Annotated in this window: 27 protein-coding genes; 23 read left to right on the top strand and 4 right to left on the bottom strand. The window is 63.8% G+C overall.

Going from position 1 to position 25,853, the window contains the following annotated elements; all coding sequences use genetic code 11:
* Nucleotides 1–44 precede the first annotated feature (44 nt).
* Both mscK and selO read left to right on the top strand, forming a co-directional pair.
* A complete protein-coding gene (gene mscK, locus LQ249_RS03140) occupies nt 45–3,428 on the top strand; it encodes a mechanosensitive channel MscK (protein ID WP_046384947.1) in 3,384 nt (1,127 codons plus the stop codon).
* 48 nt (nt 3,429–3,476) lie between these two features.
* A complete protein-coding gene (gene selO / locus LQ249_RS03135) occupies nt 3,477–4,940 on the top strand; it encodes a protein adenylyltransferase SelO (protein ID WP_057003646.1) in 1,464 nt (487 codons plus the stop codon).
* A gap of 6 nt (nt 4,941–4,946) precedes the next feature.
* Here the strand turns inward: selO and LQ249_RS03130 are convergent, their stop codons facing one another.
* Both LQ249_RS03130 and LQ249_RS03125 read right to left on the bottom strand, forming a co-directional pair.
* The gene (locus tag LQ249_RS03130; RefSeq protein ID WP_046384949.1) at nt 4,947–5,348 is read right to left on the bottom strand and encodes a helix-turn-helix domain-containing protein; all 402 of its coding nucleotides are present in this window, start codon (nt 5,346–5,348) and stop codon (nt 4,947–4,949) included.
* The gene (locus tag LQ249_RS03125) at nt 5,345–5,641 is read right to left on the bottom strand and encodes a type II toxin-antitoxin system HigB family toxin (protein WP_017849827.1); all 297 of its coding nucleotides are present in this window, start codon (nt 5,639–5,641) and stop codon (nt 5,345–5,347) included. The genes LQ249_RS03130 and LQ249_RS03125 overlap by 4 nt, the downstream gene beginning before the upstream one ends.
* A 238-nt stretch (nt 5,642–5,879) precedes the next feature.
* Here LQ249_RS03125 and trxC point away from each other — a divergent pair, with 238 nt between their 5' ends.
* Nucleotides 5,880–6,314 (top strand): thioredoxin TrxC, encoded by a 435-nt coding sequence (trxC, locus tag LQ249_RS03120; protein WP_017849828.1) that lies wholly within the window; start codon nt 5,880–5,882, stop codon nt 6,312–6,314.
* Between the two features lie 41 nt (nt 6,315–6,355).
* Here the strand turns inward: trxC and LQ249_RS03115 are convergent, their stop codons facing one another.
* On the bottom strand, nt 6,356–7,126 hold the full coding sequence (locus tag LQ249_RS03115) for a ParA family protein (RefSeq protein ID WP_017849829.1): 771 nt from the start codon (nt 7,124–7,126) through the stop codon (nt 6,356–6,358).
* Nucleotides 7,127–7,463: 337 nt separating this feature from the next.
* Here LQ249_RS03115 and LQ249_RS03110 point away from each other — a divergent pair, with 337 nt between their 5' ends.
* From LQ249_RS03110 to LQ249_RS03015, 20 genes are read left to right on the top strand one after another with little or no spacing between them, the layout of a single operon-like run.
* Nucleotides 7,464–8,183, top strand: a complete 720-nt coding sequence (locus tag LQ249_RS03110; protein ID WP_046384950.1) for a beta-ketoacyl synthase chain length factor — start codon at nt 7,464–7,466, stop codon at nt 8,181–8,183.
* A complete protein-coding gene (locus LQ249_RS03105; RefSeq protein WP_017849831.1) occupies nt 8,159–8,971 on the top strand; it encodes a lysophospholipid acyltransferase family protein in 813 nt (270 codons plus the stop codon). Before LQ249_RS03110 ends, LQ249_RS03105 begins: the two co-directional genes overlap by 25 nt.
* A complete protein-coding gene (locus LQ249_RS03100) occupies nt 8,949–9,218 on the top strand; it encodes a phosphopantetheine-binding protein (protein ID WP_046384951.1) in 270 nt (89 codons plus the stop codon). Before LQ249_RS03105 ends, LQ249_RS03100 begins: the two co-directional genes overlap by 23 nt.
* Before the next feature lie 9 nt (nt 9,219–9,227).
* Nucleotides 9,228–9,482, top strand: coding sequence for an acyl carrier protein (locus LQ249_RS03095; RefSeq protein ID WP_017849833.1), 255 nt, complete (start codon nt 9,228–9,230; stop codon nt 9,480–9,482).
* Nucleotides 9,479–10,024 carry a membrane protein gene (locus LQ249_RS03090; RefSeq protein ID WP_017849834.1) on the top strand — a complete coding sequence of 182 codons (546 nt, stop codon included), beginning with the start codon at nt 9,479–9,481 and terminating at the stop codon, nt 10,022–10,024. Before LQ249_RS03095 ends, LQ249_RS03090 begins: the two co-directional genes overlap by 4 nt.
* On the top strand, nt 10,021–11,691 hold the full coding sequence (locus LQ249_RS03085) for an acyl-CoA synthetase family protein (RefSeq protein WP_232566185.1): 1,671 nt from the start codon (nt 10,021–10,023) through the stop codon (nt 11,689–11,691). Before LQ249_RS03090 ends, LQ249_RS03085 begins: the two co-directional genes overlap by 4 nt.
* Nucleotides 11,684–12,418, top strand: coding sequence for a glycosyltransferase family 2 protein (locus LQ249_RS03080; RefSeq protein ID WP_079442695.1), 735 nt, complete (start codon nt 11,684–11,686; stop codon nt 12,416–12,418). Before LQ249_RS03085 ends, LQ249_RS03080 begins: the two co-directional genes overlap by 8 nt.
* On the top strand, nt 12,415–13,350 hold the full coding sequence (locus tag LQ249_RS03075) for an LpxL/LpxP family acyltransferase (RefSeq protein ID WP_017849837.1): 936 nt from the start codon (nt 12,415–12,417) through the stop codon (nt 13,348–13,350). Before LQ249_RS03080 ends, LQ249_RS03075 begins: the two co-directional genes overlap by 4 nt.
* Nucleotides 13,334–14,875: an HAL/PAL/TAL family ammonia-lyase gene (locus LQ249_RS03070; protein WP_232566184.1), complete on the top strand. Its 1,542-nt coding sequence runs from the start codon at nt 13,334–13,336 to the stop codon at nt 14,873–14,875. Before LQ249_RS03075 ends, LQ249_RS03070 begins: the two co-directional genes overlap by 17 nt.
* Nucleotides 14,868–15,296 (top strand): acyl-CoA thioesterase, encoded by a 429-nt coding sequence (locus LQ249_RS03065; RefSeq protein WP_057003642.1) that lies wholly within the window; start codon nt 14,868–14,870, stop codon nt 15,294–15,296. The genes LQ249_RS03070 and LQ249_RS03065 overlap by 8 nt, the downstream gene beginning before the upstream one ends.
* Nucleotides 15,290–15,976: an outer membrane lipoprotein carrier protein LolA gene (locus tag LQ249_RS03060; RefSeq protein ID WP_046490798.1), complete on the top strand. Its 687-nt coding sequence runs from the start codon at nt 15,290–15,292 to the stop codon at nt 15,974–15,976. The genes LQ249_RS03065 and LQ249_RS03060 overlap by 7 nt, the downstream gene beginning before the upstream one ends.
* A complete protein-coding gene (locus LQ249_RS03055; RefSeq protein ID WP_232566183.1) occupies nt 15,948–18,278 on the top strand; it encodes an MMPL family transporter in 2,331 nt (776 codons plus the stop codon). The genes LQ249_RS03060 and LQ249_RS03055 overlap by 29 nt, the downstream gene beginning before the upstream one ends.
* 33 nt (nt 18,279–18,311) lie before the next feature.
* Nucleotides 18,312–19,559 (top strand): NAD(P)/FAD-dependent oxidoreductase, encoded by a 1,248-nt coding sequence (locus tag LQ249_RS03050; RefSeq protein ID WP_026140390.1) that lies wholly within the window; start codon nt 18,312–18,314, stop codon nt 19,557–19,559.
* On the top strand, nt 19,556–20,290 hold the full coding sequence (locus tag LQ249_RS03045; protein ID WP_046384958.1) for a class I SAM-dependent methyltransferase: 735 nt from the start codon (nt 19,556–19,558) through the stop codon (nt 20,288–20,290). The genes LQ249_RS03050 and LQ249_RS03045 overlap by 4 nt, the downstream gene beginning before the upstream one ends.
* Nucleotides 20,287–20,769 (top strand): hypothetical protein, encoded by a 483-nt coding sequence (locus LQ249_RS03040; protein WP_046490803.1) that lies wholly within the window; start codon nt 20,287–20,289, stop codon nt 20,767–20,769. The genes LQ249_RS03045 and LQ249_RS03040 overlap by 4 nt, the downstream gene beginning before the upstream one ends.
* The gene (locus tag LQ249_RS03035) at nt 20,766–21,932 is read left to right on the top strand and encodes a beta-ketoacyl-[acyl-carrier-protein] synthase family protein (RefSeq protein ID WP_057003640.1); all 1,167 of its coding nucleotides are present in this window, start codon (nt 20,766–20,768) and stop codon (nt 21,930–21,932) included. Before LQ249_RS03040 ends, LQ249_RS03035 begins: the two co-directional genes overlap by 4 nt.
* Nucleotides 21,929–22,390, top strand: coding sequence for an ApeP family dehydratase (locus LQ249_RS03030; protein WP_017849846.1), 462 nt, complete (start codon nt 21,929–21,931; stop codon nt 22,388–22,390). Before LQ249_RS03035 ends, LQ249_RS03030 begins: the two co-directional genes overlap by 4 nt.
* On the top strand, nt 22,387–23,115 hold the full coding sequence (gene fabG, locus LQ249_RS03025) for a 3-oxoacyl-ACP reductase FabG (protein ID WP_057003639.1): 729 nt from the start codon (nt 22,387–22,389) through the stop codon (nt 23,113–23,115). The genes LQ249_RS03030 and fabG overlap by 4 nt, the downstream gene beginning before the upstream one ends.
* Nucleotides 23,115–24,341: a beta-ketoacyl-ACP synthase gene (locus tag LQ249_RS03020; protein ID WP_046384962.1), complete on the top strand. Its 1,227-nt coding sequence runs from the start codon at nt 23,115–23,117 to the stop codon at nt 24,339–24,341. Before fabG ends, LQ249_RS03020 begins: the two co-directional genes overlap by 1 nt.
* Nucleotides 24,342–24,368: 27 nt before the next feature.
* Complete coding sequence (locus LQ249_RS03015) at nt 24,369–24,764, top strand: hypothetical protein (protein ID WP_017849849.1); 396 nt, start codon at nt 24,369–24,371, stop codon at nt 24,762–24,764.
* 108 nt (nt 24,765–24,872) lie between these two features.
* Here the strand turns inward: LQ249_RS03015 and LQ249_RS03010 are convergent, their stop codons facing one another.
* Complete coding sequence (locus LQ249_RS03010; RefSeq protein WP_057003638.1) at nt 24,873–25,787, bottom strand: LysR family transcriptional regulator; 915 nt, start codon at nt 25,785–25,787, stop codon at nt 24,873–24,875.
* Nucleotides 25,788–25,853 lie beyond the last annotated feature (66 nt).

The following is a 25,853-nucleotide window of genomic DNA, read 5'->3' as shown; positions in this document are numbered from 1 at the left end:
GGGGCAATACTGCCCCGATTCTTCACCTTGCTCGACCGGTCTCTATGCCAACCCTGCGCACTTTTCTCGCCACTGCCCTGCTGGGCCTGACCCTTTGTGTCGGCAGCGTATACGCCGCCGACCCGCCCAGCGCCGACGCTATCCAGCAAACCCTGGACAAGCTGCCCGACCGCAAGCTGCCCGACGCCGACATGAAGGCGCTGCAGGCGATCCTGCAGCAGACGCTGACTCACCTGGGCAACAAGCAGGATTACGAGCAGCGCCTGGTCGATCTCAAGCGCCAGTTGCAAGACGCCCCGCGCCAGACCAGCGAAAACCAGCGCGAACTGACCCGGCTCAAGGCCACCAAAGTCGTCCCGGTGGCCCAGCGCTACGCCACCTTGCCGGTGCCGCAACTGGAACAACTGCTGGTGCAGCGCACCACCCAGCAAGGCGACCTGCAAAAAGACCTGGCCGACGCCAACAGCCTGACCATCGCCGCCCAGACCCGCCCCGAGCGCGCGCAGACCGAAATCAGCAGCAGCCAGACGCGCATCCAGCAGATCAACGCGACCCTCAAGGCCGGCAAGGACAATGGCAAAACCCTCAGCGCCGACCAACGCAACCAGTTGAACGCCGAACTGGCGTCGCTCAATGCCCTGATCCCACTGCGCCGCCAGGAACTGGCCGGCAACAGCCAACTGCAAGACCTGGGCAACAGCCAGCATGACCTGGTGGTGGAAAAAACCGCGCGCCTGGAACAAGAGATCCAGGACCTGCAAACCCTGATCAACCAGAAACGCCTGGCCCAGTCCCAACAGACGGTGACCCAACAGTCCATCGAAGCGCAGAAAGCCGGCAGCAGCAGCCTGTTGGCCACGGAAAGCGCGGCCAACCTGAAGCTGTCCGACTACCTGCTCAAAAGCACCGACCGCCTCAACGACCTGACCCAGAAAAACCTGCAGACCAAGCAGCAACTGGACACCGTGACCCAGAGCGACTCGGCGCTGGACGAACAGATCAACGTGCTCAAGGGCAGCCTGCTGCTGTCGAAGATTCTGTACAAACAGAAACAGGCCTTGCCGCGCCTCACGGTCGACCGCAACCTCGCCGACGACATCGCCAACATTCGCCTGTACCAGTTCGAGGTCAACCAGCAGCGCGAACTGATCAGCTCGCCCAGCACCTATGTGGATAACCTGCTGGCCAACCAGCCGCCGGATGAGGTCACCCCGCAATTGCGGCGCACTCTGCTGGAACTGGCGATCACCCGCAGCGACCTGCTCGAGCGCCTGAGCCGCGAGCTGAGCGCGCTGCTCAATGAATCGATCACCCTGCAACTGAACCAGAAACAACTGCTGAGCACCGCCACCACCCTGCGTGCGACCCTCGATGAGCAGATGTTCTGGATTCCCAGCAACAAGCCGCTGGACACCGAGTGGCTGGAAACCGTCCCGGATCACCTGAGCAAGCAAGTCACCTCCCTGCCCTGGGCCTCCAGCGTCAGCGAACTGTACGACGGCCTGACCCAGCGCCCGCTGCTGTTCCTGCCGTTGCTGCTGTTGATCGGCGCACTGTTGTGGCGGCGCAATGCCTTGTACGCGCGGCTGAAAAAGGTGCACATGGACATCGGCCACTTCAAGCGTGACAGCCAATGGCACACGCCCCAGGCGATCCTGGTGAATATCCTGCTGGCCATGCCCGTGGCCTTGGGCCTGGCGTTATGCGGTTATGCGTTGCAGATCGACGCCCGCGGGCAAAACGCCAACCTGGGTGCCGCGCTGTTGCAGATCGCCCAGGCGTGGTTGGTGTTCTACACCGCCTACCGAATCCTCGCGCCAGGCGGCGTCGCCGAATTGCACTTCCGCTGGGAACGACCGCAGGTCGCATTCCTGCAAGGCTGGGTACGCAAGCTCGGACTGGTGGTGCTGGCGCTGGTGGCCGTGGTGGCCATTGCCGAGCACCAGCCGGCAGCCCTGGCCGACGACGTGCTGGGCATCGGCGTGGTGCTGACCTGCTATGCGCTGATGGCCTGGCTGCTGGGTCGCCTGCTGTTGCACAGCACGACCCACGAGAAAGCCTCACTGTTCCGCAAAACCGCGGGTCTGTTGTTTACCGCGCTGCCCATCGCACTGTTTATCGCCGTGTGCTTCGGCTATTACTACACCGCGCTGAAGCTCAGCGACCGGTTGATCAACACCCTGTACCTGTTGATGTTCTGGCTGGTGATCGAAGCCACGTTCGCCCGCGGCCTGGGCGTCGCCGCCCGGCGCCTGGCCTATTCGCGGGCATTGGCAAAACGCCAGGCCGCCAAGGAAGCCGGCGAAGGCGAAGCGGTGATCGAAGAGCCGACCCTGGACATCGAACAGGTCAACGAACAATCCATGCGCCTGATCCGCCTGGCCCTGCTCGGCGGCTTCATCGCGGCGCTGTACTGGGTGTGGTCGGACCTGATCTCGGTGTTCTCCTACCTCGACAACGTCACCCTCTACGAATACACCAGCGGCACCGGGGCCAATATCAGCATGGTGCCGATCAGCATCGGCGACATGCTCGGCGCGCTGATCATCATCGGCATCACCTTCGCCCTGGCGCGCAACCTGCCCGGCTTGCTGGAAGTGCTGGTGCTGTCCAAGCTGGACCTGGCCCAGGGCAGCGCCTACGCCACCACCACGTTGCTGTCCTACGTGATTGCCGGCGTGGGGTTTGTGGCGACCCTATCGACCCTCGGCGTGAGCTGGGACAAGTTGCAATGGCTGGTGGCTGCGCTGTCGGTGGGCCTGGGCTTCGGTATGCAGGAGATCTTCGCCAACTTTATCTCCGGCATCATGATCCTGTTCGAGCGCCCGGTGCGGATCGGCGACACCATCACCATCGGCAACCTGTCGGGCACGGTGAGCAAGATCCGCATCCGCGCCACCACCATCACCGACTTCGACCGCAAGGACATCATTGTCCCGAACAAGACGTTCATCACCGGGCAACTGATCAACTGGTCGCTGACCGACACCATCACCCGGGTCACCCTCAAGCTCGGCGTGGACTACGGCTCCGACCTCGACCTGGTGAAAGCCCTGCTGCTCCAGGCCGCGCGCGAAAACCCGCGGGTGCTGAAAGAACCCGAACCCCACGTGTACTTCCTCAACTTCGGCGAAAGCACCCTCGACCACGAACTGCGCATGCACGTGCGCGACCTCGGTGACCGCAACCCGGTGATCGACGAGGTGAACCGTTTTATCAACCGCGAGTTCAAGAACAACCACATCAACATCTCGTTCCGGCAGATGGAGGTTTACCTGAAGAACCTGCACGGCCAGGAGTACAAGCTGGTGCCGGTAGAAGACGAAAAACGCACCATCGCCAACCCGGCCGAGACGCACGACGCACCGGAACCGCCGCCGGGCAAAGTGGTGGACGCCCCCGAGCCGCCACCCTCCAAGCTCGACTAAAACGCCTATCCCCAGCAGAATGCTCGGACATTCTGCTGGAGATGGCCGGTGAAAGCCCTCGACGAACTGACCTTCGACAATCGCTTCGCACGCCTGGGCGACGCGTTCTCAACCCACGTCCTGCCCGAGCCCCTCGACGAACCGCGCCTGGTCGTGGCGAGCGACGCCGCCATGGCCCTGCTCGACCTCGACCCAGCCGTGGCCGAAACGCCGGTGTTCGCCGAACTGTTCGGCGGCCACAAGCTGTGGGCCGAAGCCGAACCGCGGGCGATGGTGTATTCCGGGCATCAGTTCGGCTCCTACAACCCGCAGTTGGGCGATGGCCGTGGCTTGCTGCTCGGCGAGGTGTATAACCGCGCCGGCGAACACTGGGACTTGCACCTCAAGGGCGCCGGGCAGACGCCGTACTCGCGGATGGGCGATGGCCGCGCCGTGCTGCGCTCTTCGATTCGGGAGTTTCTGGCATCAGAAGCCCTGCATGCATTGAACATCCCTAGCAGCCGGGCGCTGTGTGTGATCGGCTCGAGCACGCCGGTTTGGCGCGAGAAGCAGGAACGCGGGGCGATGGTGTTGCGCCTGGCCCGTAGCCATGTGCGCTTCGGTCATTTCGAATACTTCTACTACACCCAGAAGACCGAGCAGCAGGCGGCACTGGCCGAGCACGTGTTGAAGCTGCACTTCCCCGAGTGCCGGGAACAGCCCGAACCGTACCTGGCGATGTTCCGCGAAGTCGTCGAACGCAACGCCGCACTGATCGCCAAATGGCAGGCCTATGGCTTCTGCCATGGGGTGATGAACACCGACAACATGTCGATCCTCGGCATCACCTTCGATTTCGGGCCGTTTGCGTTTCTCGACGATTTTGACGCGCACTTCGTCTGCAACCATTCCGATCATGAAGGGCGCTACTCCTTCAGCAATCAAGTGCCGATCGGGCAGTGGAACCTCAGCGCGCTGGCGCAGGCGCTCACACCGTTTATCAGCGTCGACGCCTTGAAGGAAACCCTCGGCCTGTACCTGCCGCTGTACCAGGCGCACTACCTGGACCTGATGCGCCGCCGGCTGGGGCTGACCAGCGCCGAAGACGATGACCAGAAACTGCTGGAGCGCCTGCTGCAATTGATGCAGAACAGCGGCGTGGACTACACGCTGTTCTTCCGCCGCCTGGGCGATGAACCGGCGGCGCTCGCAGTGGCGCGGTTGCGCGACGAGTTTGTCGACAGGAACGGCTTCGATGCCTGGGCCGATGCGTACAAGGCCCGCGTGGCGCGTGATGGCGAGTACAGCGAAGAACAGCGCCGAGCACGGATGCATGCGGTCAACCCGCTGTACATCCTGCGCAACTACCTCGCACAGAACGCTATCACCGCCGCCGAGTCTGGGGATTACAGCGAAGTGCGGCGGCTGCATGAGGTGTTGCGCAAACCGTTCGAGGAGCAGGCCGGGATGGAGCAGTACGCGCAGCGGCCGCCGGATTGGGGCAAGCATTTGGAGATCAGTTGTTCTTCGTAGAGTCGGCTAGATGAACGTCTCCACGGAAACCCCAAAGCGTTCGGCCAACCATTTAATCTGTCGCAGATTGAGCTTACGCTTACCGCTCAGAATCTCGGAAACGACTGACTGTTTGCCTAAGCCTGGCAGATCACTTTGATTCAAGCCGTGTTCGCGCATCATCGCGCGCAACACGTCAACACCACTGACGATGGGCATCGGACGATGCTCGTGATCGTAGGCTTCGATCCAGTCACTGAGAATATCCACCAAACTCATAAGCGGATTTGATTCGTCCTCCCCGACCAAATCCAGCAACTCGTCGAGGGCAGCAACCAGTGCATCGTAATCCGCCTCGTTTTTTGGCTTGCGCAGTAATGGTGAAACAAATTGCCAATGTTCAGCGGCGAGCTGAATGAGTGCGCTCATCTGATTGTCTCCTTCCACTTGTCTTGTTCGTATTCGCGGTGATCGAGCAGATGCTTGATGTAAATTCGTTGTGCTGGGTACCGCACGAAAGCAATTAACCTCAGTTTATTGCCACCGATGTCGAACACATGGAACTGCCCGACTTTATCCGTCGCAGGAAAAATGCCTTTCATTGACGCGAAATCTCCTGGGCTATTGCGCTTTATCCGTCGGTACCACTCATCCAAAGCACTCGCTGAGCGCGGCCACTTTTCCTTTGCTTCCCAGATCCTTTTCTCACTAATCACTCGCATGCAACATCCTTATCGCATCTTGCTATGAAGGTTAAACCCGAACTCAAACTATCGCAATTTGCTATAACCGCAAACAGACAGATGGCGGGAAACAGAACGCGCTCCAACAGCCTAGATAAGCGGCTTCACATCGACATGGCAGAAACTGTGAACGGATGAGTCACCGCTCCCACGCCTTGATAAACCCCAGACCTGACTCCAAATAGGATCTATTGGCCAGTCTCAAAGGAGCGCCACCATGTCCAACCCTCTCGTCATTCCCTGCCCGCACTGCAACGGCCTCAATCGCATCCCCGGCGAACGCCTGGGCGATGCGCCGAAGTGCGGGCGCTGCAAGCAGCCGGTGCTGCTGAACAAACCTTTTGAACTGAAACAGGGCGACTACGCCAGCCAGATCAAGGGCGACCTGCCGTTGCTGGTGGATGTGTGGGCCGATTGGTGTGGGCCGTGCAAGTCGTTCGCACCCATCTTCGAGCAGGCCGCTGCGCAGTTGGAAGGCAAGTGCCGGTTGGCCAAGCTGGACAGCGAGGCCAATCAGCAGTTGTCGGCGCAGTTGGGGATTCGCTCGATTCCCAGCTTGATTCTGTTCAAGAACGGCCGCGAAGTGGCGCGTCAGAGTGGGGCGTTTCCGTTACCGCAGTTGATGAGCTGGTTGCGTAGCCAAGGGGTGTAACTCGACCTTGAGCACAACGCAGGCCAGTGTGGTGCTTTGGGTCAGGCGTTTTCCAGCAGGTTATGCAACTCCACAAACTGCTGCGTCAGCTTGTGCCGTGGGTCCAGGTGGATCAGCGGTTTGTTCTGCTGGTGCGACTCACGCATGCGTACCGAACTCGCCAGGTACACCGGCAGCACCGGCAAGCCTTCGGCAATCAACTCATCGAGCATCTGCTGCGGCAAGCTCGCTCGCGCCTGGAACTGGTTGACCACGATGCCTTCGACTTCCAGGCCTTCGTTGTGGTCTTCCTTCAATTCTTCGATTTCCGCCAGCAGGCCATACAGCGCCTGGCGCGAGAAACTGTCGCAATCGAAGGGGATCAACACACGATCAGCAGCAATCAGCGCCGAAACCGCATAAAAATTCAACGCTGGCGGGGTATCCAGGTAAATCCGGTCGTAGTCTTCGCTCAGTTCATCCAGCAGCTTTCGCAGCTTGTTGATTTTGTGCTTGGCTTCGAGCTTGGGCTGCAAGTCCGCCAGCTCAGCGGTGGCGGTGATCACGTGAAGGTTGTCGAAGGGCGTTTCGTAGATATCCACCCGGTTTTTCTTGGCGAACGGCCCCGAAGACAGGGTTTGCTTGAAGAACTCGGCAATACCCATCGGTATATCGTCGCCGGTCAGCCCGGTGAGGTACTGAGTAGAGTTGGCTTGTGCATCGAGGTCCACCAACAGGGTTCGGTAACCTTCACTGGCGCTGACCGCCGCCAGGTTGCAGGCGATGCTGGACTTGCCAACCCCGCCTTTTTGATTGAACACCACGCGCCGCATGGAAAAACCTCCGTGTACCAATGAATGCCCGAGTGTAGAGGGCAAAAGCGCCGGTTAGCTACCTCGTTCATCCATGCACTGCTGCATTAATGGTCCGGGCTAGCATCTAACGTACAAATGAAAAGGAACAGTCCGACAATCCAGCTCGGTTCTCAGTAAAGGACAATCTGTAAATCTTCCCCAGCAAATTGTAATCGGCCGTGAACAAATATTTACCAAAGTTTGCTAGAACCCCACAGCACCGGGATAATGCGCGCCATTCGGCTGCTGCTCCCTGTCCCGGTATTCGGGGCCAGTGGCCGCGCATGGAAGCCCGCAGGGGCGGGATATCTTCTCAGTGATCAATTTCAATATCAGCCAATGGCGCGCCTGGGCTCCGGGCCTCGAAAGTGCGGACGACTGGCGCGCCTGGTGCCAGGCGCCAGTGTTGCTACCCGCCAGCGAAGCCTCCCCCGACGTCTCGTTTTTACCGGCCATGCAGCGCCGCCGCCTGAGCCGTCTGGCGCGCATGGCTTTCAGCGTGGGCTGGCCGCTGGCCGAGGGCCTGCAAGACCTGCCGCTGGTGTTCGTTTCCCGCCACGGCGAAACCCCGCGCACCCTCGACATCCTCAGCGACCTGGCCAACGATCAGCCGCTGTCGCCGACCCAGTTCAGCCTGTCGGTGCATAACGCGGTGATTGGCCTGTGGTCGATCCTGCGCAATGAAACCAGCGAAATGACCGCCCTCGCCGCCGCCGGCGATGGCCTGGAACACGGCATGCTCGAAGCAGCGGCCCTGCTCAACGAAGGCGCCCCGGCGGTATTGCTGGTGATCAGCGAGGAACAGCCCCCCGAGGCCTACGCCAACTGGATCCACGACGTGCCCTTCCCCTACGCCCTCGGCCTGTTACTGACGCCGGGCGACGAGTGGCAACTGGAACTGCGCACCGGCACGGTCCAACACACTCACACCCAGTGGCCTCATGCCCTGAACCTGCTACGCACCCTGTTGACCGAACAGGGCGCCTGCCAACACGCCTGGAAGAACCGCGTATGGAACTGGCAACGCAAGCCCTGAACGACAAGCCACGGGACGCCTACTACTGGCGCCTGTTCGCCACCGCCGCCAGCTTCGCGCTGTTTGGCGTCGGCGGGCTGTGCCTGCGCTTACTGGTGTTTCCGTTGCTCAATTGCCTGCCGGGGACTGCCAAGCAGCACCAACGGCGCGCGCGGCATACCATCAGTCGCCTGTTCTGGTTGTTCATTCGGTGGATGCAGCGCCTGGGCATTCTCACGTTCAGCGTCGACGGTGCCGACAAACTCGGGCGCCCCGGCCAGATGATCGTCGCCAACCACCCGTCACTGATCGACGTGGTGTTCCTGATCGGCCTGATGCGCCAGACCAACTGCGTGGTCAAGCAGAGCCTGTTTCAAAACCCGTTCACCCGTGGGCCGGTGCGCGATGCCGGCTACATCAGCAATGACGGCAGCGCGGACATGCTCGACGCCGCCGCCGATGCGCTGCGCGAAGGTCAGACCCTGATCATCTTTCCAGAAGGCACCCGCACCACACCCGGCGCGGCGCCTGCCTTTCATCGCGGCGGCGCCGCGATTGCGTTGCGTGGTGCGACAATCATCACCCCCGTGGTAATCAAGGTCAGCCCGACCACCCTGACCAAGGCCGAACCCTGGTATCGCATTCCCAAACGCCGCTTTCACTTCAGTTTACGGGTGGGTGCCGATATAGAACCACAAGCGTTCGCCGCACTCGGCCCCGCGCCCCAGGCCTCACGCAAGCTCAACGATTACCTGCATCACTATTTTATTAAGGAGCTCGCCGAAGATGAGCAACTCAAACAGCCTTGAGCACGACATAAAGACGCTGATCATCGAGGCCCTGGGCCTGGAAGACATCAGCGTCGACGACATCAACAGCGACCAAACCCTGTTCGGCGAAGGCCTGGGCCTGGACTCAGTCGACGCCCTGGAACTGGGCCTGGCGATCCAGAAAAAGTACGGCTTCAAGATCGATGCCGACGCCAAGGACACCCGCAATCACTTCACCAACGTGGCCAGCCTTGCGGCGTTCGTCACGGCCAAACAGGCAGCTTGAGACCGTACCATGCAAACTCGTGACGATATTTTCAACACCCTGCGCGCTGCCTTGGTGGAACTGTTTGAACTGGAACCTGAACGCATCACCCTCGAAGCCAACCTGTACCAGGACCTGGAAATCGACAGCATCGACGCCGTGGACCTGATCGACCACATCAAACGCCAGACCGGCAAAAAAATCGCCGCCGAAGAGTTCAAGGCTGTGCGTACCGTGAACGACGTGGTTGAGGCGGTGTACCGTCTGGTCCAACCGGCCGCATGAGCCGGCTGATCGGCCTTGGCCTGTTGCTGGCGGGGTTGCTGTACCCTTTCGCGGTGTATTACGGCACCGAGCACTTTGCACCGTGGCAATTCGGCCTGCTGCTCGGCAGCCTGTGGTTGCTGCGCGCGCTCACGGGTGCGCGGCGCCCCGGCAGCCGCTGGATGGCGGTGGCGATCATCCTGTTCTGCTTGGCCCTGGCCTGGTTCGACAACCCGCACCTGCTGCGCTGGTACCCGAGCCTGGTCAGCGCGTTCATGTTGGCGCTGTTCGGCCTGAGCCTGAAATACGGCCCGCCGATGGTCGAGCGCCTGGCACGCATGACCGACCCGCAACTGCCGCCGAAAGCCATTGTGTATACGCGCCAGGTCACCGTGGTGTGGAGCGTGTTTTTTCTGTGTAATGGCCTGCTGGCCGCCGCCCTCACCCTGTGGGCGCCGCTGAGTTGGTGGACGTTGTACAACGGCCTGATCGCCTACGGGCTGATGGGGCTGTTGTTTGCCGTGGAATGGCTGGTACGACAAAGGGTTCGAGGCCGCGTATGAATGGGTTGAAACTTGAGCACCTGCTGCTTGAGCCGTTGGAACAGCGCTTGGTCACCACCGAGCCTGCGATGAATCACGCCCAGCTGTGGGAGCAATCCCTGCGCCTGGCGGCAGGCCTGCACGCGCGCGGTATCCAGCGCGTGGCGGTGCATCTGGAAGACGCCGGCCTGCTGGCGATCGCCCTGCTGGGGGCCTGGCGCGCCGGGGTCGGCGTGTTGCTGCCCGCCGACCTGCAACCGCAGACTCGACAACGCTGGGCCGACGCCGTCGACACCTGGCTGACCGACGCCGCGGACCTGGACGCGTTGTATCAGGCGCCGTTGAGCCCGGCCGCCCTCGACCTGGATGCGTGCCAATTGAGCCTGTGTACCTCCGGCTCCAGCGGCGAACCCAAGCGCATCGACAAGACCCTGCGCCAGCTGGCCAACGAGGTGCAGGCCCTGGAAACGCTGTGGGGCGCGGACCTCAACGACGCCTGCATCATCGGCAGCGTCGCCACCCAACACATCTACGGCCTGTTGTTCCGCGTGCTGTGGCCGTTGTGCGCCGGCCGCAGCTTCGTGCGCCGCCAGCTGGCCTTCCCGGAGGATTTGCAGCGCGCCAGCCGCGAGCACCCACGGTTCGCCTGGGTCGCCAGCCCGGCGCTGCTCAAGCGGATGGGCGACAACCTCGACTGGCCGGCCCTGAGCCGAGTGTCCCGGGTGTTCTCCTCCGGCGGCGCCCTGCCCATCGACGCGGCCGCCAGCCTGTACGAACGCTTGCAGCAATGGCCGACGGAAATCCTCGGCAGCTCGGAAACCGGCGGCATTGCCTGGCGCCAAGGCGCGCAGCCGTGGCAGCCGTTCGCCGAGGTAGAACTGAGCCAGGACGCCGACGGAGCCCTGCGCATTGCCTCGCCGTACCTGCCCGCCGGGCATATCGAACAGACCGCCGACGCCGCCCGCCTGCATGCCGACGGCCGCTTCGAGCTGCTCGGGCGCCTGGATCGCATCGTCAAACTGGAAGAAAAACGTATCTCCCTGCCCATGCTCGAACAGGCCCTGATGGCGCACCCCTGGGTCGCCGAAACGCGCCTGGGCGTGGTCCAGGAAAACCGCGCCAGCCTCGGCGCTCTCGTGGTGCTGAGCGCCGACGGCCTGCATGCCCTGCGCAACCAGGGCCGGCGTACCGTCACGCAAACCCTGCGCCAACACTTGAGCCAGCACTGCGAAGCCCTGGCCTTGCCGCGTCGCTGGCGTTTACTGCGACAGTTGCCGCTGAACAGCCAAGGCAAGCTGCCCCAGGCCGAGATCGAAGCGCTGCTGCTGGCGCCCCGGCCGAAAGCCCCGGAGGTGCTGGAGCAAGTCGAAGCCGATGGCGAATGGACCTTGCAACTGAGCATCCCGCCGGACCTGGCCTACTTCAGCGGCCACTTCCCGGTGACGCCGGTGCTGCCGGGCGTGGTGCAGGTCGAGTGGGCGTTCAACCTCGGCCAGCAACTGCTCGACTTGCCAGCGACCTTTGCCGGCATGGAAGTGCTCAAGTTCCAGCAACTGGTGCGCCCCGGCGACCACGTCGAACTGCACCTGCGCTTCGACCCGCAACGCAGCAAGCTGTATTTCGCCTACCGCAGCGGCGTCGCAGCCTGCTCCAGTGGCCGGATTCAACTGGAGCCTGCGCATGCATAACCCCTGCGCCCTGATCCCGGTCTACAACCATGAAACCGCCGTGCCGGCCGTGGTCCACAGCCTGCTCGACAGCGGCCTGCCATGCCTGTTGGTGGACGATGGCAGCAGCCCGGCGTGCGCGGCGGTGCTGGCGCAATTGGCAACCCTCGACAACGTCAGCCTGCTCACCCTGCCGAACAACCAAGGCAAGGGCAGCGCGGTGATGGCCGGCTTTCGCGAAGCGGCGCGCCTGGGCTTCACCCATGCCCTGCAAGTGGACGCCGACGGCCAACATGACCTACGCGAAGTCGAGAGCTTCATCGACACCTCGCGCCGACACCCCACGGCGGTGATCTGCGGCTACCCCGAATACGACGACAGCGTGCCCAAGGGCCGCCTGTACGCACGCTACCTGACCCACGTGTGGGTGTGGATCAACACCCTGTCGCTGCAGATTCGCGATTCGATGTGCGGCTTTCGCGTGTACCCGCTGGGGCCGACCCTGGCGCTGATGGACTCGGCCTACATCGGCACCCACATGGATTTCGACTCGGACATCCTGGTGCGCCTGGCCTGGCGCAACCAGCCGATGCGCTGGCTGCCGACGAAGGTGCATTACCCCGCCGATGGCCTGTCGCACTTCCGCCTGTTCCGCGACAACGTGCGTATCTCGGCCATGCACACCCGGCTGTTCTTCGGCATGTTGGTGCGCGCACCGATGATTCTGTGGCGACGGTGGCAGGCATGAGCGACAGCAGCAAACACTGGGCCGACCGCGAAGAGCGTGGCAGTTTCTGGTTGATGAAGCTCACCGCAGTCGCCGCCAGGCTGCTCGGGCGCCGGCTGTTGAGCCCGCTGCTGTACGGCATCGTGCTGTACTTCTTCCTGTTCGGCCGTACCGCGCGCCAGAGCACCTGGCAATACCAGCAGCGCCTGGCGCAATGGAGCGGCCGTGACGAGCTGCGCCCGACCCTGCGTAAAGTCTTCGGCCAGTTCATGGCATTTGCCGATGCGCTGCTGGACAAGCTCGACGTGTGGAACGGCAAGCTGCGCATCGAGCAGATCGAAATCCACGACCCGGCGCAATTGCGCGGCCAACTGCGCGGCGAACGCGGGCAGATGCTGGTGGGCGCGCACCTGGGCAACCTCGAAGTGTGCCGCGCGCTCGCGGAGATCGGCGAAAAAGTCACCATGAACGTGCTGGTCCACACCAAGCACGCCGAACGCTTCAACCGCCTGCTGGGCGAAGCCGGCGCGACCCATTTGCGCCTGATCCAGGTCAGCGAGCTGGACCCGGCGACCATGCTGCTGCTCAGCCAGCGCCTGGACGACGGCGAATGGCTGGCGATTGCCGGCGACCGCGTGCCACTGCACGGCGGGCGCACGGTGCGCGTGGACTTCCTCGGCCATGACGCCGCCTTCCCCCAGGGCCCGTGGCTGCTGGCCGGCCTGCTGAAATGCCCGGTCAACCTGCTGATGTGCCTCAAGCACCAGGGCCGCTATCGCCTGAGCATCGAACCGTTTGCCCAACTGATCGAATGGAAACGCAGCACCCGCGAACAGGTCATCGCCCTGTGGACCGCACGCTACGCCGCACGCCTGGGCCAGTTCTGCCTGGAAGCGCCCCAACAATGGTTCAACTTTTACCCTTTCTGGAAGACCGATGACGACGCATCTTGAGCCGGTAACGTTTGGCGAACGCGCTTTGCGCATTGAAGACGTATTGGCCCTGGCCAATCGTCAGGCGCCCACGCACTTGCAGGATGATGCCGCGTATCGCCAGCGCATCGCCAAGGGCGCGCAGTTCCTCGACTCGCTGCTGGACAAGGAAGGCGTGATCTACGGCGTGACCACCGGCTATGGCGACTCGTGCGTGGTGGCGGTGCCGTTGCAGCACGTCGAAGCCCTGCCGCGGCACCTGTACACCTTCCACGGTTGCGGCCTGGGCAAGTTGCTCGACGCGCGAGCCACCCGCGCCGTGCTCGCGGCGCGTTTGCAGTCGCTGTGCCACGGCGTGTCCGGGGTGCGCGTGGAACTGCTCGAACGCCTGCACGCGTTCCTCGAACACGACGTGCTGCCGCTGATCCCGGAAGAAGGCTCGGTGGGCGCCAGCGGCGACCTGACGCCGCTGTCCTACGTGGCCGCGACGCTCTCCGGCGAACGCGACGTGCTGTTCCGTGGCGAACGCCGCCAGGCCATCGACGTCCACCGCGAACTGGGCTGGGCGCCGCTGGTCCTGCGGCCCAAGGAAGCCCTCGCACTGATGAACGGCACCGCCGTGATGACCGGCCTCGCCTGCCTGGCCTTCGCCCGCGCCGATTACCTGCTGCAATTGGCCACGCGCATCACCGCGCTGAACGTGGTGGCGCTGCAAGGCAACCCGGAACACTTCGACGAGCGCCTGTTCGCCGCCAAGCCGCACCCGGGGCAGATGCAAGTCGCCGCGTGGTTGCGCCAAGACCTGGCCATCGATGCGCCGACTGCGCCGCTGCACCGTTTGCAGGACCGCTACTCGCTGCGTTGCGCGCCCCATGTTCTCGGCGTGCTGGCCGACAGCCTGAACTGGCTGCGCTCGTTCATCGAGATCGAACTCAACAGCGCCAACGACAACCCGATCATCGACGCCGAAGCAGAGCGCGTGCTGCACGGCGGGCACTTCTACGGCGGGCACATCGCCTTCGCCATGGACAGCCTCAAGACCCTGGTGGCCAACGTCGCCGACCTGCTCGACCGCCAGCTCGCCCTGCTGGTGGACGTGCGTTACAACCACGGCCTGCCGAGCAACCTGTCCGGCGCCCCGGCCGACCGCGCGATGATCAACCACGGCTTCAAGGCGGTGCAGATTGGCACCAGCGCCTGGACCGCCGAAGCGCTGAAGAACACCATGCCGGCCAGCGTGTTTTCACGCTCCACCGAGTGCCACAACCAGGACAAAGTGAGCATGGGCACCATCGCCGCCCGCGATGCGATCCGTGTGCTGGAGCTGACCGAACAGGTCGCCGCCGCCACCCTGCTCGCCGCCAACCAGGGCGTGTGGCTGCGCGCCCAGGCCGCCGAGGCGCGCCCATTGCCGCCGGCGTTGGCAGCGATGCACAGCGAGCTGGCCAAGGACTTCCCGCCGGTGATCGAAGACCGCGCCCTCGAAGGCGAGCTGCGCCTGTGCCTGCAACGCATCGCCGAGCAACACTGGAGGCTGCATGCGTAGCCCGGGCGTACTGCATTGCGACACGGAAATCCTCGTGCCGTTTTTCGACATCGACACCATGAACGTGGTCTGGCACGGGCACTACGTGAAGTACCTGGAAATCGCCCGCTGCGCCCTGCTCGACAAGATCGGCCATAACTACGCAGCGATGCTCGAGTCGGGCTACGCCTGGCCGGTGATCGACATGCAACTGCGCTATGTGCGCGGCGCCACCTTCGGCCAGACGCTCAACGTGCGCGCCAGCCTAGTGGAGTGGGAGAACCGCTTGAAGGTCAATTACCTGATCACCGACCGTACCAGCGGCGAACGCCTGACCCGTGCCAGCACGGTACAAGTAGCGGTACAAATCGCCAGCCGCGAGATGCAACTGGCGTCCCCTACCGTCTTCATCGACGCGATCGAAAAGGCCCTGAAATGCTGACCCCTGTAGGAGCGAGCTTGCTCGCGAAGATCGTCAACGATAACGCTGGCCACCTGACACCCCGCGGTGCCCTCAGGTTTTTCGCGAGCAAGCTCGCTCCTACAGTGTTCGCGTTGTTTGGTTTTTCGGCGGCGGCCCATGGGTTCGATCTGCAGCAACTGAGCGATCAGTTGGCCAAACCCAGCGTGATCCACGGCAGCTTCATCCAGGAAAAACACCTGCGCGCCCTGCCGCAGCCCTTGGTCAGCAAAGGCACCTTCGTCCTGGCCAAAGACCACGGCCTGCTGTGGCTGCTCAAAACCCCGCTGCAACAGGATTACCGCATCAGTACCCAAGGCATTGCGCGGCGTGACGCCAACGGCTGGCAGACGCTGCCGAACAAGAGCGCCGGGGCCGAGCAGAACCGCCTGTTCCTCGCCGTGCTGCAGGGCGACAGCAGCGGCTTGCAGCGTGACTTCGACCTGCAACTGCAGGGCGAAGCCGAGCAGTGGCAGTTGACGCTGACCCCGCGCTCGCTGCTGCTCAAGCAAGTGTTCAAGCAGATCAATATCGACGGCGGCACGCTGGTCCACAGCATCGAACTGCTGGAAACCCAGGGCGACAGCACCGTGCTGCGCATGCAGGACAGCAGCGCCGACCTTCCCCTGAGCGATGCGGAGCAACACGACTTTGCCCAGTGAGCGTTTATTGCCGCGCCTGTTCCTGACCCTGCTGGTGGCCGTGCTGGCCCTGGCCGGCTGGCAATGGCGCCATGGCGCGCCGTTGTCGGCCAACCTGATGGAACTGGTGCCGGGCAACACGCCGGACGCCCTCGAACTGCAAGCCGAACAGCGCATGCAGGAACCGTTGAACCGCGAAATCCTGGTCCTCGTGGGGCACGCCGACCGCCAGCAAGCGGTCAACGTGGCCGAGCAACTGGGCGCGCGCTGGCAAGCCAGCGGCCTGTTTGAAAAGGTCCAATGGAACCTGCAAGCCGACCTGCCGGCACTGCGCGCGCAATTGTTGCGCGGGCGTTTGTCGATGCTCGCGGCCAAGGACCGCGAGCAACTGATCGACCACCCCGACGCCTTCATCCAGCAGCGCGTGCAAGCGCTGTTCGACCCGTTCACCGGGTTCAGCCTGGTGCCGAGCCAGGACGACTGGCTGGGCCTGACCGGACGCATTCAGAACAGCCAGCCGCAGAGCGGCGCGGTGCAATTGGATATCGGCAGCGGCGCATTGATCGCCGATGCCGACGGCAAGAGCTGGGTGCTGCTGCGTGCGCGCACCACCGGCAATGCCTTCGATATGAAACTGCCCCTGCAGGTCGCGGACCTGCTCCAGGCCAGTCGCGTCCAGGCCACCGAGCACGGCGCGCAACTGCTCGCGGCCAGCGGTTTGCTCTACGCTGCCAGCGGGCAACAGCAAGCCAGCCGCGAAATCACCTGGGTCGGCGGCGGCGCCACCCTCGGCATTCTGCTGCTGTTGCTCCTGGCGTTCCGCCGCTGGCGCGTGCTGCTGGCCTTCGTGCCGGTGCTGGTGGGCATGCTGTTCGGCGCGGTGGCCTGTGTGGCGCTGTTCGGGCATATGCATGTGATGACGCTGGTGCTCGGTTCCAGCCTGATCGGCGTGGCGGTGGACTACCCGCTGCACTATTTGTCGAAAAGCTGGAGCCTGCAGCCGTGGCGCAGTTGGCCGGCGTTGCGCCTGACCCTGCCGGGCCTGAGCCTGAGCCTGGCGACCAGTTGCATCGGTTACCTGGCGCTGGCCTGGACGCCGTTCCCGGCGCTGACCCAGATCGCCGTATTCTCCGCTGCCGGCCTGGTCGGTGCGTACCTGTCGGCCGTGTGCCTGTTGCCGGCGCTGCTCAAGGGTGTCGACCTGCGCCCGGCGCAATGGCCGTTGCGCATCGCCGAGCGCCTGTGGCTGATGCGTTCCGGGTTGATCAAGCGCGTGCCGAGCGCGGTGCTGCTGGTGTGGGTGCTGCTGTTTTGCGCCGGCGGCTTGTGGCAGTTGAACAGTAAAAACGATCTGCGCCAGTGGATCGGCGCCCCGCCGCAATTGCTGCAGGAAGCCCAGGCCGTGGCGCGGATCACCGGGTTCCAACCCACCAGCCAGTTCTTCCTGGTGCGCGCCGACAATCAGCAGCAGTTGCTGGAACGCCAGGCCGCCCTGGGCCAGCGCCTGGAACAGCTGGTGAATATGGACAAGCTCCAGGGTTATCTGGCGCTGAACCAACTGGTCAACCTGCCCGCCGAGCAACAACAGCTGCGCGAGGCGCTGAATGCACTTCCCGCGCACTGGCAACCGCTGCTGGACCTCGGCGTGCCCGTCGGCGCGCTGCAAGCCGAAGTCGCTCAACTGCAAGCGCTGCCCACCCAAGACATCGACGCTGCACTGCTCGGGCCGCTGGCCGAACCCTGGCGCACGCTGTGGCTGGGCCCGGTCGACGGCGGTGTGGCAGCCATGATCAGCCTGCAAGGCTTGAGCGACCCGGCGCTGCTGCAGGTGCAGGCCGCGGATTTGCCGGGGGTGCAACTGGTGGATCGCCTGGGGGAGTTGAACCGGGTGTTCGCCGCCACGCAGATCAGCGCGGCTGAATTGAAGTTGATGTCGTGCGGGCTGATCGTGCTGTTGCTGATCGTGCCCTTCGGCTTTGGCGGCGCGCTGCGCATCGTCGCTCTGCCGTTGCTGGCCGCGCTGTGCAGCCTGGCCAGCCTCGGTTGGCTGGGCCAGCCGCTGACGCTGTTCAGCCTGTTCGGCCTGCTGCTGGTCACCGCCATCAGCGTCGACTACGCGATCCTGATGCGTGAACAGATCGGCGGGCCTGCGGTCAGCCTATTAGGAACACTGCTGGCGGCACTGACGACCTGGTTGTCGTTCGGCCTGCTGGCGCTGTCGAGTACACCCGCGGTGAGTAATTTCGGCCTGTCGGTCAGCCTGGGCCTGGCCTTCAGCTTTATGCTGGCGCCCTGGGCCGGCCGACAGAAGCACGCCTCATGAATGTGATTATCGCCAAAGCGGCAAGGAGCCCTCGTGCCCATAGTTGAAATGGAACGTCGCCAGGTGGTGGTGATCGGTGCCGGCCCGTCCGGTGCCATCGCTGCAGCGCTGTTAAAGCGTAAAGGGCATGATGTATTGATTATCGAGCGCCAGCATTTCCCACGTTTTTCGATCGGTGAAAGCCTGCTGTCGCACTGCATCGACTTTATCGAAGAGGCCGGCATGCTCGACGCCGTGCAGGCCGCGGGTTTCCAGGTGAAAACCGGTGCCGCATTCGCCTGGGGCGAGCGCTACAGTGCGTTTGATTTCGGCGATACGTTCAGCCACGGCAAGCCGACCACCTTCCAGGTGCAGCGCGGCGAGTTCGACAAGTTGCTGGCCGATCAGGCGGCGCTGCAAGGCGTCGACATCCGTTACGGCGAAACCATCGTCGGCGTGGATTTCAGCGGTGAAACCCACTACCTGCATGTGCGCCGGGAGAACGGCAGCGAGTACCACATCAAAGCCAAGTTCGTGCTCGACGCCAGCGGCTACGGCCGCGTCCTGCCGCGCCTGCTGGACCTGGAAGCGCCGTCGGATTTCCCGTTGCGCCAGGCGGTGTTCAGCCATGTCGAGGACCGCATCGAACACCCAGGCTTCGACCGCACCAAGATCCTCGTGACGACCCACCCGACCCAGCGCGACATCTGGTTCTGGACCATCCCGTTCAGCAACGGCCGTTGCTCCGTGGGCGTAGTGGCGGCCAAGGAACATTTCGCCGGCCGCGACAACGACCTGGACGCGTGCCTGCGCGGGTTCATCGACGAAACCCCAAGCCTCAGCAGCGTGCTGCAGAACGCCGTGTGGGATACCCCCGCGCGTACCATCGGCGGCTACTCGGCCAACGTCAAAACCTTGCACGGCCCGGGCTTTGCGCTGCTGGGCAACGCGGCAGAATTCCTCGACCCGGTGTTCTCCTCCGGCGTGACCATCGCCATGCGTTCGGCGAGCATGGCCGCGGGCGTGCTGCATCGTCAGCTCAACGGCGAAACCGTGGACTGGCAGCGCGAGTTTGCCGAGCCGTTGAAGCGCGGCGTCGACACCTTCCGCTGCTACGTCGAAGGCTGGTACGCCGGGACGTTCCAGGATGTTATTTTTCACGCCGGCAGCTCGCCGGAGATTCGCCGGATGATCAGTTCGATCCTCGCCGGCTACGCCTGGGACGAGCGCAACCCGTTTGTCAGCGAGCCCAAGCGGCGGTTACGGATGTTGTCGGAAATTTGTGCAGGGGATGCCGTGTGAGCAGTCAGTACTTGAGTAAGAACTACGTCGAAGAAACCAAGTTCGGCTTCTGGTTCCTGCGCAGCCACACCTGGCAGCACCATGTGTTGCGCGTGGCGATCAACGACCTGCGCAGCCTGTTCAGCGAACCGCTGCCGGTGGCGCCGGTACTGCTGGACGCCGGCTGCGGCCAGGGCAAATCCTTCAAGCTGTTGCAGCAAGTGTTTGCGCCGTCCCGCCTGATCGGGCTGGATGCCGACCCGCACAGCCTTGAGCTGAGCAAGGCGGAAGCCGCGCACCAAGGGCTGGAGGTCGAGCTGATCGGCAGCGACTGCGCCACCCTCGACGTCGCCGACGCCAGCGTCGATATCCTGTTCTGCCACCAGACCTTCCATCATCTGGTTGAGCAGCACCGCGCATTGAAAGAGTTCTACCGGGTCCTCAAGCCCGGCGGCTATCTGCTGTTTGCCGAGTCCACCGAAGCCTATATCGACACCTGGGTGATTCGCTGGCTGTTCCGCCACCCCATGCAGGTGCAGAAAAGCGCCGAAGAGTACCTGCAGATGCTGCACGAGCAGGGCTTTGAATTCGGCGCGCAGAACGTCTCCTACCCATACCTGTGGTGGAGCCGGGCCAGCGATTTCGGCCTGCTGGAACGCTGGGGCCTGCGCCAGGCTCCGCCGGTGGGCCAGCGCGAAGAAACCCTGGTCAACTGCGTGGCACGCAAACCCCTGGCGAGCGCGACACCATGATGCGTGCGCTGCTGATCGGCTGCCTGTTGCTGCTGAGCGCCTGCGCCAGCCAACCGCCCTTGCCGGCAAAAAACCCGGCCCTGGCCTTGCCGATGCAACTGCACGTGCAGCGCCTGGCGGACGGCCAGAGCCAGGACTGGTTGCTGGTGATCCAGCGCGAAGGCAACGCGATCCGCTGGTCGATGATGGACCCGCTGGGTATCCCCCAGGCCCGGCAGAAGCTGATCGACGGCCAGTGGCAGGCCGACGGGTTGCTGCCGCCCAATCCCCAGGCGCGCGAGCTGTTCGCCGCGTTGCTGTTTGCACTGACTTCGGCGGATGACCTCCGCGCGCTGTACCCGAACGCCCAAGCGATGGACCTGACACGCACCCTGCCGGGCCATTGGCAAATCGTCTATCAGTCATCCGAGGTGTTCAGCGTGAACATGCGCGGGCAACCGCTGAGCTATCGCATCACCCCGCTGGGAATGGCGCGATGACCGCGTATCTGAATGCCCTCGGCGTGATCTGCGCTCTCGGGCGCGGCCAGGCCGACGTCAGCCGCAGCCTGTTTGCCGGCGACTGCTCCGGCATGCGCGCCGAAAGCGACTGGGTGCCGGAGTGCGTGTTGCCGGTTGCCGGCGTACCGGGCGCACTGGCGACCATCCCGCCCGAGCTGGGCCAGCAAAGCAGCCGCAATAACCAGTTGCTGCTCGAAGCCGCGTTGCAGATCGACAGCGAGATCCGCCAGGCGATCCAACGCTACGGCGCGGCGCGGGTCGGCATTGTGCTCGGCACCAGCACCTCGGGCATCGACGAAGCCAGTCGCGGCATTGCCCGTTACCTGAGCGATCATCGGTTCCCCGACGACTACGACTACCAGCAACAGGAACTCAGCGCCCCGGCGAACTTCCTCGCCGACTGGCTGCAACTGAGCGGCCCGGCCTATGTGATTTCCACCGCCTGCACCTCCAGCGCCCGCGCGTTGATGAGTGCCCGGCGCCTGCTGGAGCTGGGCCTGTGCGATGCGGTGATCTGCGGCGGCGTCGACAGCCTGTGCAAGCTGACGCTTAACGGCTTTACCGCGCTGGAGGCGGTCTCGAGCGAGCGTTGCAACCCGTTTTCGGTGAACCGCAACGGCATCAACATCGGCGAAGCGGCGGTGTTGTTTTTGATGACTCGCGAGCCCGCCCCCATCGCGCTGCTAGGCAGTGGCGCGAGTTGCGATGCACACCATATTTCCGCGCCGGAGCCCACTGGCAAAGGCGCGTTGCTGGCGATGCGCAAGGCCCTGGCCAGCGCGCGCTTGAAGCCGGAGCAGATCGGCTACCTGAACCTGCACGGCACCGCCACCCAACACAACGACGCCATGGAAAGCCTGGCCGTCGCCAACCTGTTCCCCGACGGCGTGGCCTGTTCTTCGACCAAACCGATGAGCGGCCACACCCTGGGCGCGGCCGGCGCGCTGGAAGCGGCGTTCTGCTGGCTGAGCCTGGCCCACGGCCGGCTGCCGCCCCACGTATGGGACGGCCAGGCCGACCCGGCGCTGCCTGCCTTGCAGTGGGCACGCCGAGGTGACACCTTGAAAAAACGCTGCCTGATGAGCAACTCGTTTGCCTTCGGCGGCAATAATGTCAGCCTGATTATCGCAGAGGCCCCATGATCGATTGGCCACTCGCCGCACTGCTGCCCCACGCGGGCGACATGATCCTGATCGACCAGGTGCTGTCGTTCGACGAAGAGCAGATTCACACCCGCCTCACCGTCAAGCCCGGTGGCTTGTTCAACCGCCCCGACGGCAGCCTGCCGGCCTGGGTCGGCATCGAGCTGATGGCGCAAAGCGTCGCCGCCTATGCCGGTTGCCGCGCGCGCCAGAACGGCCAGGCGGTGGAGCTGGGCTTCCTGTTGGGCACGCGTAAGTTCGAGTGCAACGTGGAGCACTTCCCGGCCGGTGCCGAGTTGACCATCCACGGCCTGCGCTCCCTGGAAGACGACAACGGCATGGGTGTGTTCGAATGCCACCTGACCGGCGACGGTATCCACGCCAGCGCCCGCTTGAACGTATTTCGACCGCCCCAGGCGGCCACCTATTTAGATGAATCGAAGGACGAAACGCCATGACTGAATCCGTACTGGTCACCGGCTCCAGCCGTGGCATCGGCCGCGCCATTGCCCTGCGCCTGGCGCAGGCCGGGCACGACATCGTGTTGCATTGCCGCAGCGGTCGAGCAGAAGCCGACGCGGTGCAGGTCGAGATCGAAGCCCTGGGCCGCAAGGCGCGGGTGCTGCAATTCGACGTTTCCGAGCGGGCCGAGTGCAAGGCAATCCTCGAAGCCGACGTGGAACAACACGGCGCGTATTACGGCGTGGTGCTCAACGCCGGCCTGACCCGCGACGGCGCGTTCCCGGCCTTGTCGGAAGACGACTGGGACGTGGTGATGCGTACCAACCTCGACGGTTTCTACAACGTGCTGCACCCGGTGATGATGCCGATGATCCGCCGTCGCGCCGCCGGGCGTATCGTGTGCATCACCTCGGTGTCCGGGCTGATCGGCAATCGCGGCCAGGTCAACTACAGCGCCTCCAAGGCCGGCCTGATCGGCGCGGCCAAGGCCCTGGCCATCGAGCTGGGCAAGCGCAAGATCACCGTCAACTGCGTCGCACCGGGCCTGATCGACACCGCGATGCTCGATGAAAACGTGCCGGTCGAAGAGCTGATGAAAATGATCCCGGCGCAGCGCATGGGCACGCCGGAAGAAGTGGCCGGCGCGGTGAATTTCCTGATGTCGGCCGAAGCCGGCTATATCACCCGCCAGGTCTTGGCCGTGAACGGAGGTCTGTGTTGATGAAGCGCGTGGTCGTAACCGGCATGGCCGGCATCACCTCCCTGGGCAGCGACTGGAACACCATCGCCGCCAACTTTCGCGCCAACCGCAGCGGCATCCGGCGCATGGACGAGTGGGACCGTTTCAGCGAATTGAACACGCGCCTGGCCGGGCCGATCGACGACTTCGTCGTGCCCGCGCACTGGACCCGCAAGCAACTGCGCAGCATGGGCCGCGTATCGCGCCTGGCGGTGTGGGCGGCGGAGCAGGCGCTGAAAGACGCCGGCTTGCTCGGTGACGAGTCGATCAAGGACGGGCGCATGGGCGTGGCCTGCGGCTCGTCCACCGGCAGCACCGACGAGATCAAGGCGTTCGGCAACATGCTGCTCAACTCGGTGGCCGAGGGGCTGAACGCCAACTCCTATGTCCGCATGATGCCCCACACCACGGCGGCGAATATCAGCATCTTCTTTGGCCTCACCGGGCGCTTGATTCCCACGTCCAGCGCTTGCACCAGCGGCAGCCAGGGCATCGGCTATGCCTATGAGGCGATCAAGTTCGGACGCCTGCCGCTGATGCTCGCCGGCGGCGCCGAAGAGCTGTGCCCCACCGAAGCCATGGTGTTTGACGCGCTCTACGCCACCAGTCTGAAGAACGATGCGCCACAGACCAGCCCGCGCCCCTACGACAGCGGCCGCGACGGCCTGGTGATCGGCGAAGGCGGCGGCATGCTGGTACTCGAAGAACTGGAACACGCCCTGGCCCGTGGCGCGCATATCCACGCCGAAATTGTCGGTTTCGGCAGCAACGCCGACGGCCAGCACACCACGCGCCCGGAACAGAAAACCATGCGCCGCGCCATGGAGCTGGCCCTGGAAGACGCCGGGCTTGAGCCCTCGGTCATCGGCTACGTGAACGGCCATGGCACCGCCACCGACCAGGGCGACATCGCCGAAACCCTGGCCACCAACAGCCTGTTCGGCAGCCGCATGCCCATCAGCTCGCAGAAGAGTTTCCTCGGCCACACCCTGGGCGCGTGCGGGGCGCTGGAGTCGTGGTTCAGCATCGAGATGATGAACCGCGACCAGTACGTACACACCTTCAACCTGGATTCCGTCGACCCGCAGTGCGGCGAGCTGGATTACCTGCAAGGTGAGTTTCGCGAGATGCACCACGACTACGTGATGAACAACAATTTTGCCTTCGGCGGCGTCAACACCTCGTTGATCTTCCGCCGCTGGTCCTGACTTTTTACATCGACTGGAGAAAACGGAATGTCTTCCTTGCTACGCGCCACCCTGATCACCCTGGCCCTGCTGACCGGCGCCGGTTGCACCAGCAAACCGGTGCTCAACACCCAGCACGACTTGCCGGCGGGTGCCCAGGTCAGCGAAGAACAAGTCAAACAGGTGATCGTCACCGCCCTGCAAAAACGCGAATGGACCGTGCAACGCCTGAGCCCGCAACTGGTGCAGGCTGAGATCACCGTGCGCAATCAGTTCTACGCCGCCATCGACATCCGCTACACCCGCAACAGCTACGCCATCACTTACCGCGACAGCCGCGACCTGGGCTACAAGGACGGCAAGATCCATCGCAACTACAACCGTTGGGTGAGCATGCTGGATCGGGACATCATGGCGGGGTTGCGTTCGGCGGGGATGCAGTAACCCCGGAAACGACAAAGGGCGCCGTTCGGCGCCCTCTTCACAAACCGGTGGGCTTGTCATCGCCGCGTCCTGCCTGGCTCTGCAAGCGCTGGCAAAACACAGCTGAACTCACCGCCCCCCAAGCGCGCTGCGAACCGCCGCCTTACGCGTCAACAACTCCACAAACGCCTGCGCCATCGGCGTTTGCGCGCCCTTGCGCTGCACCAGCCATACCGCCGTCACCGCCTCCTGGTCGAGCAGGGTGCGATAGACCACGCCATCGATGCGGATGCGCTGGTAGGACGCCGGCAGCACCGACACGCCCAACCCCGCCGCGACCAACCCGATGATCGTCATCGCCTCCCCGGCTTCCTGGGCAAAGCGCGGGCTGAAGCCGGCGTCGCGGGCCAGGTTGAGCAGTTGCGCGTAGAGGCCGCTGCCGTAGCTGCGCGGGAAAAACACGAACGGCTCCTCGGCCAACTGCACCAGGTGCAAGCCCCGCTCGCTGCCTTGCACCAAGGGATGATCGGCGTTGAGCACCGCCACCAGAGGTTCGCGCATCAACTCCACCACACTCAGCGAGTCTGGCAACGGCAGCGGCCGCATCAAGCCGACCTGGATCGACTCATCCACCAGCGACTCGGCTACCTCGGTGCTGCTCATTTCCTGCAAACTCAGGTGGACCGCCGGGAACGCCTGGCGAAACGCAAAGATCGCCTGGGGGATGCTCGAATTGAACGGCGCCGACGACGTGAAGCCGATCTTCAGTTCGCCCAGCTCACCCAACTGCGCCCGGCGTGCCACATCCGCGGCCTTATCGACTTGCGCCAGCACCAGTCGCGCCTCGTGCAGGAACAAGCGCCCGGCTTCGCTCAGTTCGACCCGACGGTTGGTCCGCTCGAACAAACGCGCCCCCACCTCGTGCTCCAGCGCCTGGATCTGCTGGCTCAGAGGCGGTTGCGAGATGCCCAGCACCTGCGCGGCCCGGCCAAAATGCAGCTCTTCGGCGACGGCGATGAAGTACCGCAGGTGACGTAATTCCATAGCAGCCTCATTAGGTCGTTAAAGCTATCAAACAGGTCGAACAATATATTGGAAAGAATCATTAGG

It is taken from the genome of Pseudomonas sp. 7-41 (genome assembly GCF_021233075.1).
Classification (GTDB): domain Bacteria; phylum Pseudomonadota; class Gammaproteobacteria; order Pseudomonadales; family Pseudomonadaceae; genus Aquipseudomonas; species Aquipseudomonas veronii.
The sequence above is the reverse complement of the archived record's forward strand: the minus strand, read 5'-3'. Positions and strand labels throughout refer to the sequence as shown.